The organism is Pseudomonas sp. Root329, assembly GCF_001424925.1.
GTDB lineage: Bacteria > Pseudomonadota > Gammaproteobacteria > Pseudomonadales > Pseudomonadaceae > Aquipseudomonas > Aquipseudomonas arabinosi.
In genome coordinates, this window is the sequence record NZ_LMCV01000038.1 from 20,058 (window position 1) to 27,501 (window position 7,444).

Annotated in this window: 6 protein-coding genes; all 6 read left to right on the forward strand. The window is 61.0% G+C overall.

Annotated features, from left to right (window positions below; genetic code table 11):
- Nucleotides 1–40: 40 nt before the first annotated feature.
- The 6 genes from ASC74_RS25090 (at nt 41) to ASC74_RS25115 (ending at nt 7,343) form a co-directional block, all read left to right on the forward strand.
- Nucleotides 41–1,498 carry a gamma-aminobutyraldehyde dehydrogenase gene (locus tag ASC74_RS25090; RefSeq protein ID WP_056744950.1) on the forward strand — a complete coding sequence of 486 codons (1,458 nt, stop codon included), beginning with the start codon at nt 41–43 and terminating at the stop codon, nt 1,496–1,498.
- An 82-nt stretch (nt 1,499–1,580) separates the two neighbouring features.
- A complete protein-coding gene (gene ydcS / locus ASC74_RS25095; protein WP_046048176.1) occupies nt 1,581–2,732 on the forward strand; it encodes a putative ABC transporter substrate-binding protein YdcS in 1,152 nt (383 codons plus the stop codon).
- A gap of 189 nt (nt 2,733–2,921) precedes the next feature.
- Nucleotides 2,922–3,959, forward strand: coding sequence for an ABC transporter ATP-binding protein (locus ASC74_RS25100; RefSeq protein ID WP_033056377.1), 1,038 nt, complete (start codon nt 2,922–2,924; stop codon nt 3,957–3,959).
- A gap of 1 nt (nt 3,960) precedes the next feature.
- Nucleotides 3,961–4,908, forward strand: coding sequence for an ABC transporter permease (locus ASC74_RS25105; RefSeq protein ID WP_056744952.1), 948 nt, complete (start codon nt 3,961–3,963; stop codon nt 4,906–4,908).
- Nucleotides 4,898–5,740 carry an ABC transporter permease gene (locus ASC74_RS25110; protein ID WP_056744954.1) on the forward strand — a complete coding sequence of 281 codons (843 nt, stop codon included), beginning with the start codon at nt 4,898–4,900 and terminating at the stop codon, nt 5,738–5,740. The genes ASC74_RS25105 and ASC74_RS25110 overlap by 11 nt, the downstream gene beginning before the upstream one ends.
- A 178-nt stretch (nt 5,741–5,918) precedes the next feature.
- Nucleotides 5,919–7,343, forward strand: a complete 1,425-nt coding sequence (locus tag ASC74_RS25115) for a gamma-aminobutyraldehyde dehydrogenase (protein WP_056744956.1) — start codon at nt 5,919–5,921, stop codon at nt 7,341–7,343.
- Nucleotides 7,344–7,444 lie beyond the last annotated feature (101 nt).

Consider the following 7,444-nt stretch of genomic DNA (forward strand, 5'->3'; position numbering starts at 1 on the left):
AGGGAGCAGCATGGCCACACAAGAAAAGAGAACCCGAAAAATGGCTGGCGCGCAGACCCCGTTGTTCACCGCGTTGTTGATCGATGGCGAATTGGTCGCGGGCCAGGGGGTTGTCGAACCAATCCTCAACCCGGCCACCGGGGAAGTGCTGACCCACATCGCCGAAGCCAGTACCGAGCAAGTCGAAGCCGCCATTCTCGCCGCCCACCGCGCCTTTGCCGGTTGGTCGCGGACCACGCCGCAACAACGCTCGAACACGCTGTTGGACATCGCCAACGCCATCGAAAAACAAGCCGACCTCCTCGCCCGCCTCGAAGCCCTGAACTGCGGCAAGCCGTTGCACCTGGCGCGTCAGGATGACTTGAGTGCGACGGTCGATGTGTTCCGCTTCTTTGCTGGCGCCGTGCGTTGTCAGACAGGTCAGCTCAGCGGCGAATACCTGCCGGGTTACACCAGCATGGTTCGTCGCGATCCGATTGGTGTGGTCGCCTCGATTGCACCGTGGAACTACCCGATCATGATGGCCGCGTGGAAAATCGCCCCGGCCCTGGCCGCCGGCAACACGCTGGTGTTCAAGCCGTCCGAACACACGCCGCTGTCGATTCTGGCCCTGGCGCCAGCGCTGGCCGAAATCCTGCCGCGCGGTGTGATCAACATCATTTGCGGTGGCGGTGAAGGCGTCGGCAGCCATTTGGTCAGCCACCCTAAAGTGCGCATGGTGTCGTTGACCGGCGATATCGTCACCGGGCAAAAAATCCTCCAGGCCGCGGCGAAAACCCTGAAACGCACGCACCTCGAACTCGGCGGCAAGGCCCCGGTGATCGTCTGCAACGATGCGGACATTCAAGCCGTGGTCGAAGGCGTGCGCACTTACGGCTATTACAACGCCGGCCAGGATTGCACCGCGGCCTGCCGAATTTATGCACAGGCCGGGATTCATGATCGCTTGGTGGCCGAACTCGGTGCAGCGGTCAGCAGCCTGCGCTTTGCCGGCAAGCGCGACGCCGACAACGAGATCGGCCCGCTGATCAGCACCCGCCAACGTGACCGCGTAGCCAGTTTCGTCGAGCGCGCCCTCGGCCAGCCGCACATCGAGCGGGTGACCGGCGCGGCGGTGCATTCCGGTGCGGGCTTCTATTACCAGCCGACGTTGCTGGCCGGTTGCAAGCAGAGCGATGAAATCGTCCAGCGCGAAGTGTTCGGGCCGGTGGTCACCGTGACCCGTTTCGATCAGCTCGAACAAGCCGTGGACTGGGCCAACGACTCGGAATACGGCCTCGCCTCCTCGGTCTGGACCCAGAACCTGGACAAGGCGATGCAGGTCGCGGCGCGCTTGCAATACGGCTGCACCTGGATCAACAGCCATTTCATGCTGGTCAGCGAAATGCCCCACGGCGGCCTGAAGCGTTCGGGCTACGGCAAAGACTTATCCAGCGACTCGCTCCAGGACTACAGCGTGGTGCGGCACATCATGGCCCGCCACGGACAGCATCTCTGACTACGCTTATAACAAGCCGCTAACGGCATGCTTCACCACGTTCAAAACTGCCCCGACCATAATTAAAGAAGAGGGAAACCCCATGTTCGTGCACAAGACCGCACTGCTCAGTGCAATCACCACCGCGCTGCTGGCCAGTGCCAGTATCCAGGCCGCCGAACCGCTGAAAGCCGTCGGTGCCGGCGAAGGTCAGCTGGATATTGTGGCCTGGCCTGGCTACATCGAACGTGGCGAAAGCGACAAGGCCTACGACTGGGTCACCGGCTTCGAAAAGGAAACCGGCTGCAAGGTCAACGTCAAGACAGCCGCCACTTCCGATGAGATGGTCAGCCTGATGTCCAAGGGTGGTTACGACCTGGTGACTGCATCCGGCGATGCCTCCCTGCGGTTGATCGCCGGCAAGCGTGTGCAGCCGATCAACACGGCGTTGATCCCGAACTGGAAGAACATTGACCCTCGCCTCAAGGATGGCCCGTGGTACGTCGTCAATAAGCAAACCTACGGCACCCCGTACCAATGGGGCCCGAACGTGTTGATGTACAACACCAATATCTTCAAAACAGCGCCGGACAGCTGGAGTGTGGTGTTCGAAGAACAGACCCTGCCGGACGGCAAGTCCAACAAGGGTCGGGTCCAGGCCTACGACGGCCCGATCTACATCGCCGATGCAGCGCTTTATCTCAAATCGAAACAGCCGGAACTGGGCATCAAAGACCCGTACCAGCTCAACGAAGCGCAATACAAAGCGGCGCTGGACCTGCTTCGCAAGCAACAGCCCTTGATCCACCGCTACTGGCATGACGCAACGGTCCAGATGAGTGACGTCAAAAACGAAGGCGTGGCGGCGTCCAGCACCTGGGGTTACATGGTCAACGGCCTGGTGGCGGACAAGCAGCCGGTTGCCTCGGTCATTCCAAAAGAAGGTGCAACGGGTTGGGCCGACACCACCATGCTCCACGCCGAAGCCAAGCACCCGAACTGCGCCTACAAGTGGATGGACTGGTCGCTGCAACCGAAAGTCCAGGGTGACCTGGCGGCATGGTTCGGTTCGTTGCCTTCGGTTCCGGCCGGGTGCAAGGAGAGCGAATTGCTCGGCGCCGAAGGTTGCAAGACCAACGGTTACGACCAATTCGACAACCTGGCCTTCTGGAAAACCCCGCAGGCTGAGGGCGGCAAGTTCGTGCCGTACAGCCGCTGGACCCAGGACTACATCGCGATCATGGGTGGTCGTTAAGCCCACCGTAGCAGCTGCCGAGGCACGAGGCTGCGTTGCGTGTCCGCAGGACCGCCCTCGGGGCCGCTGCGCAGCCCGACGCAGCCTCGTACCTCGACAGCTGCTACGACGTTGTTCATTAAGTTTCAGTTTTTCAGACGTCCAGGCAGGGCTGCTGTGACAGCCCTCGCCTTTTTGGAGCACCGCACCATGACGCTTGCAGTCCAGTTCACCAACGTTTCCCGTCAGTTCGGCGAAGTGAAGGCCGTTGACCGGGTTTCCATCGATATCCAGGACGGCGAGTTCTTTTCCATGCTGGGCCCTTCCGGCTCGGGCAAAACCACCTGTCTGCGCCTGATCGCCGGTTTCGAACAACCGAGTGCGGGCTCTATCCGTATTCACGGCGAAGAAGCCGCCGGGCTGCCGCCGTATCAGCGTGACGTGAACACCGTGTTCCAGGATTACGCGCTGTTCCCACACATGAACGTACTCGACAACGTCGCCTACGGTTTGAAAGTCAAAGGCGTCGGCAAAACCGAACGCCAGAAACGCGCCGAAGAAGCCCTCGACATGGTCGCCCTCGGCGGTTACGGCGAGCGTAAACCGGTGCAGCTGTCCGGCGGTCAGCGCCAGCGTGTAGCCCTGGCCCGCGCCCTGGTCAATCGCCCGCGCGTGCTGCTGCTCGATGAACCGTTGGGCGCGCTCGACTTGAAGCTGCGCGAGCAAATGCAGGGTGAATTGAAGAAGCTGCAACGCCAGCTCGGCATCACCTTCATCTTCGTCACCCACGACCAGACCGAAGCGCTGTCGATGTCGGATCGTGTGGCGGTGTTCAACAAGGGACGCATCGAGCAGGTCGACACGCCGCGCAACCTCTACATGAAACCGGCTACAACGTTTGTGGCGGAATTCGTCGGCACCTCCAACGTGATTCGCGGTGACCTGGCGAAACAATTGAGCGGCAATCCACAGCCGTTTTCGATTCGCCCGGAACACGTGCGTTTCGCCGAAGGGCCGCTGGCCAGCCATGAAATCGAAGTCAGCGGTTTGCTCCACGACATTCAGTACCAAGGCAGCGCCACCCGCTATGAACTGAAACTTGAAAACGGCCAGACCCTGAACATCAGCCAGGCCAACGTCCAGTGGCTGGACGTCAGCGCGCAACATCAGACCGGCCAACGCATCAGCGCACGCTGGGCACGGGAAGCGATGATCCCGCTGCACGACAACGCTGTCGGTGGGGTGTGAGATGAACAGCGTGGCTCTCCCTCAAACCCCGGCCAGCGGCTCGCCGTTGCGCAGGTTTTCCAACCTGCTGTATCGCCGGCCGAACTTTTACCTGTCACTGCTGCTGGTGCCGCCGCTGCTGTGGTTCGGCGCGATCTACCTCGGTTCGCTGCTGGTTCTGCTATGGCAAGGTTTCTACACCTTCGATGACTTCACCATGGCGGTCACGCCCGACCTGACCCTGGCGAACTTCGCTGCCCTGTTCCAGCCGTCGAACTTCGACATCATCCTGCGCACCTTGAGCATGGCCATCGTCGTGTCGATCGCCAGCGCCATCGTCGCGTTCCCGATCGCCTACTACATGGCGCGCTACACCACCGGCAAAACCAAGGCGTTTTTCTACATCGCGGTGATGATGCCGATGTGGGCCAGTTACATCGTCAAGGCGTATGCCTGGACCTTGCTGCTGGCCAAGGGCGGCGTGGCGCAGTGGTTCGTTCAACACCTGGGGCTTGAGCCGGTTTTGCAGTTCATTCTGGGCATTCCGGGCGTCGGCGGCAGCACCTTGTCGACCTCGCACCTGGGGCGCTTCATGGTGTTCGTCTACATCTGGCTGCCGTTCATGATCCTGCCGATCCAGGCCTCGCTGGAACGTCTGCCGCCGTCCTTGCTGCAAGCTTCGGCCGACCTCGGTGCCAAGCCACGCCAGACCTTCATGCAAGTGACGCTGCCGCTGTCGATTCCAGGCATCGCGGCCGGTTCGATCTTCACCTTTTCACTGACCCTGGGCGACTTCATCGTGCCGCAACTGGTGGGCCCGCCGGGCTACTTCGTCGGCAGCATGGTGTACGCCCAGCAAGGCGCGATCGGCAACATGCCGATGGCCGCGGCGTTCACGTTGGTGCCGATTGTGTTGATCGCCATTTACCTGACTATCGTGAAACGACTGGGGGCCTTCGATGCGCTCTGATGCGAAAAAACAAACACCAGAAACGCACGGCGAGAAAGCCTCGCTCGGCCTGCGCATCGCCGCCTGGGGCGGGTTGGTGTTTCTGCACTTTCCGATCCTGATCATCTTCCTGTACGCCTTCAACACCGAAGACGCAGCGTTCAGTTTTCCGCCCAAGGGCTTCACCTTGAAGTGGATCGGCGTGGCGTTCTCGCGTCCTGACGTGCTGGAAGCAATCAAGCTGTCGCTGCAAATCGCCTCCGTCGCGACGTTGATTGCGCTGGTCCTCGGCACACTCGCATCGGCGGCGTTGTACCGCCGGGATTTCTTCGGCAAGCAAGGCATTTCCCTGATGCTGATCCTGCCGATTGCCCTGCCGGGGATCATCACCGGTATCGCGTTGCTGGCGACCTTCAAGACGCTGGGGATCGAGCCGGGAATGTTCACCATCATCGTCGGCCACGCGACCTTCTGTGTGGTGATTGTTTACAACAACGTCATCGCCCGCTTGCGTCGCACTTCGCACAGTTTGATCGAGGCTTCGATGGACCTCGGCGCCGACGGCTGGCAGACCTTTCGCTACATCGTCCTGCCGAACCTCGGCTCGGCGTTGCTGGCCGGCGGCATGTTGGCGTTTGCCCTGTCGTTCGACGAAATCATCGTCACCACCTTCACCGCCGGCCATGAACGCACCCTGCCGCTGTGGCTGCTCAACCAGCTCAGCCGCCCACGGGACGTGCCGGTGACCAACGTCGTCGCGATGCTGGTGATGATGGTGACCATGCTGCCGATCCTCGGCGCCTATTACCTGACCCGTGGCGGCGAAAGCGTTGCGGGCAGTGGCGGGAAATAACGAACAACGACTACTCCCTGTAGGAACCGACTCTAAAGTGGGAGCGGGCTTGCTCGCGAAGGGGCCATCACATTCAACATTGATGTTGCCTGATACACCGCTTTCGCGAGCAAGCCCGCTCCCACATTTGAGCCGGTTCCCACAGAGGAAAAACAACAGTTCCGAAGAGGACAAAGCCATGCAAACCAAACTCTTGATCAATGGCCAACTGATCGACGGCGAAGGCCCCGCCCAACCGGTGTTCAATCCGGCCCTCGGTCGTGTGTTGGTGGAAATCAACGAAGCCAGTGAAGCCCAGGTCGATGCCGCCGTGCGTGCCGCCGACAGCGCCTTCGAAGGCTGGTCGCAAACCACGCCGAAAGAACGCTCTCTGCTGCTGCTCAAACTCGCCGACGCCATTGAAGCCCACGGCGAAGAGCTGGCCAAACTGGAATCGGACAACTGCGGCAAGCCTTACAGCGCCGCGCTGAACGACGAGATCCCGGCGATTGCCGACGTGTTCCGTTTTTTCGCCGGCGCCAGCCGTTGCATGAGCGGTTCGGCGGGCGGTGAATACCTGCACGGCCACACCTCGATGATCCGCCGCGACCCGGTCGGCGTAATCGCGTCCATCGCACCGTGGAACTACCCGCTGATGATGGTCGCCTGGAAAATCGCCCCGGCGCTCGCGGCGGGTAATACCGTGGTGCTCAAGCCGTCGGAACAAACCCCGCTGACCGCGCTGCGTCTGGCGGAACTGGCGTCGGATATTTTCCCGGCCGGTGTGCTTAACCTGGTGTTCGGTCGTGGGCCTACGGTCGGTAGCCCGCTGGTCACACACCCGAAAGTGCGCATGGTCTCGTTGACCGGCTCGATTGCCACCGGTTCGAACATCATTTCCAGCACCGCCGACAGCGTCAAACGCATGCACATGGAACTGGGCGGCAAGGCCCCGGTGATCATCTTCGACGACGCCGACATCGATGCAGCCGTGGAAGGCATTCGCACCTTCGGCTTCTACAATGCCGGCCAGGACTGCACCGCCGCCTGCCGCATCTACGCGCAGGAAGGCATCTACGACAAATTCGTCGAGAAGCTCGGCGAAGCGGTCAGCAGCATCAAGTACGGTTTGCAGGACGATCCGTCGACCGAGCTCGGCCCGTTGATCACCGCGCAACATCGCGACCGTGTGGCCGGGTTTGTCGAGCGTGCTGTGGCGCAGCCGCATATCCGATTGATCACCGGCGGCAAAGCTGTGGAAGGCAACGGCTTCTTCTTCGAACCGACTGTGTTGGCCGACGCGCAGCAGGACGACGAAATCGTCCGTCGTGAAGTGTTCGGGCCGGTGGTGTCGGTGACCAAATTCGCCGATGAAGCACAGGTGCTGGGCTGGGCCAACGATTCGAACTACGGCCTGGCGTCGTCGGTCTGGACCTCGGACGTCGGTCGTGCGCATCGCTTGTCCGCACGCTTGCAGTACGGCTGCACCTGGGTGAATACGCACTTCATGCTGGTCAGCGAAATGCCGCACGGCGGTCAGAAACTGTCCGGTTATGGCAAGGACATGTCCATGTACGGGCTGGAGGACTACACCGTCGTTCGGCATGTGATGTTCAAGCACTAAAAGCTTCGCGAGCAAGCCCGCTCCCACATCTATGGTTACCCCCTTTTCTGCAATACTGTTTTTGATGCGTGTTTGGCTTGCTTTCATCTATCCGGCGTCTG

Coding starts and splice junctions, on each gene's coding strand:
- ydcS (WP_046048176.1), top strand. CDS start 1,581: ATGTTCGTGCACAAGACCGCACTGCTCAGTGCAATCACCACCGCGCTG.
- ASC74_RS25110 (WP_056744954.1), top strand. CDS start 4,898: ATGCGCTCTGATGCGAAAAAACAAACACCAGAAACGCACGGCGAGAAA.
- ASC74_RS25090 (WP_056744950.1), top strand. CDS start 41: ATGGCTGGCGCGCAGACCCCGTTGTTCACCGCGTTGTTGATCGATGGC.
- ASC74_RS25105 (WP_056744952.1), top strand. CDS start 3,961: ATGAACAGCGTGGCTCTCCCTCAAACCCCGGCCAGCGGCTCGCCGTTG.
- ASC74_RS25100 (WP_033056377.1), top strand. CDS start 2,922: ATGACGCTTGCAGTCCAGTTCACCAACGTTTCCCGTCAGTTCGGCGAA.
- ASC74_RS25115 (WP_056744956.1), top strand. CDS start 5,919: ATGCAAACCAAACTCTTGATCAATGGCCAACTGATCGACGGCGAAGGC.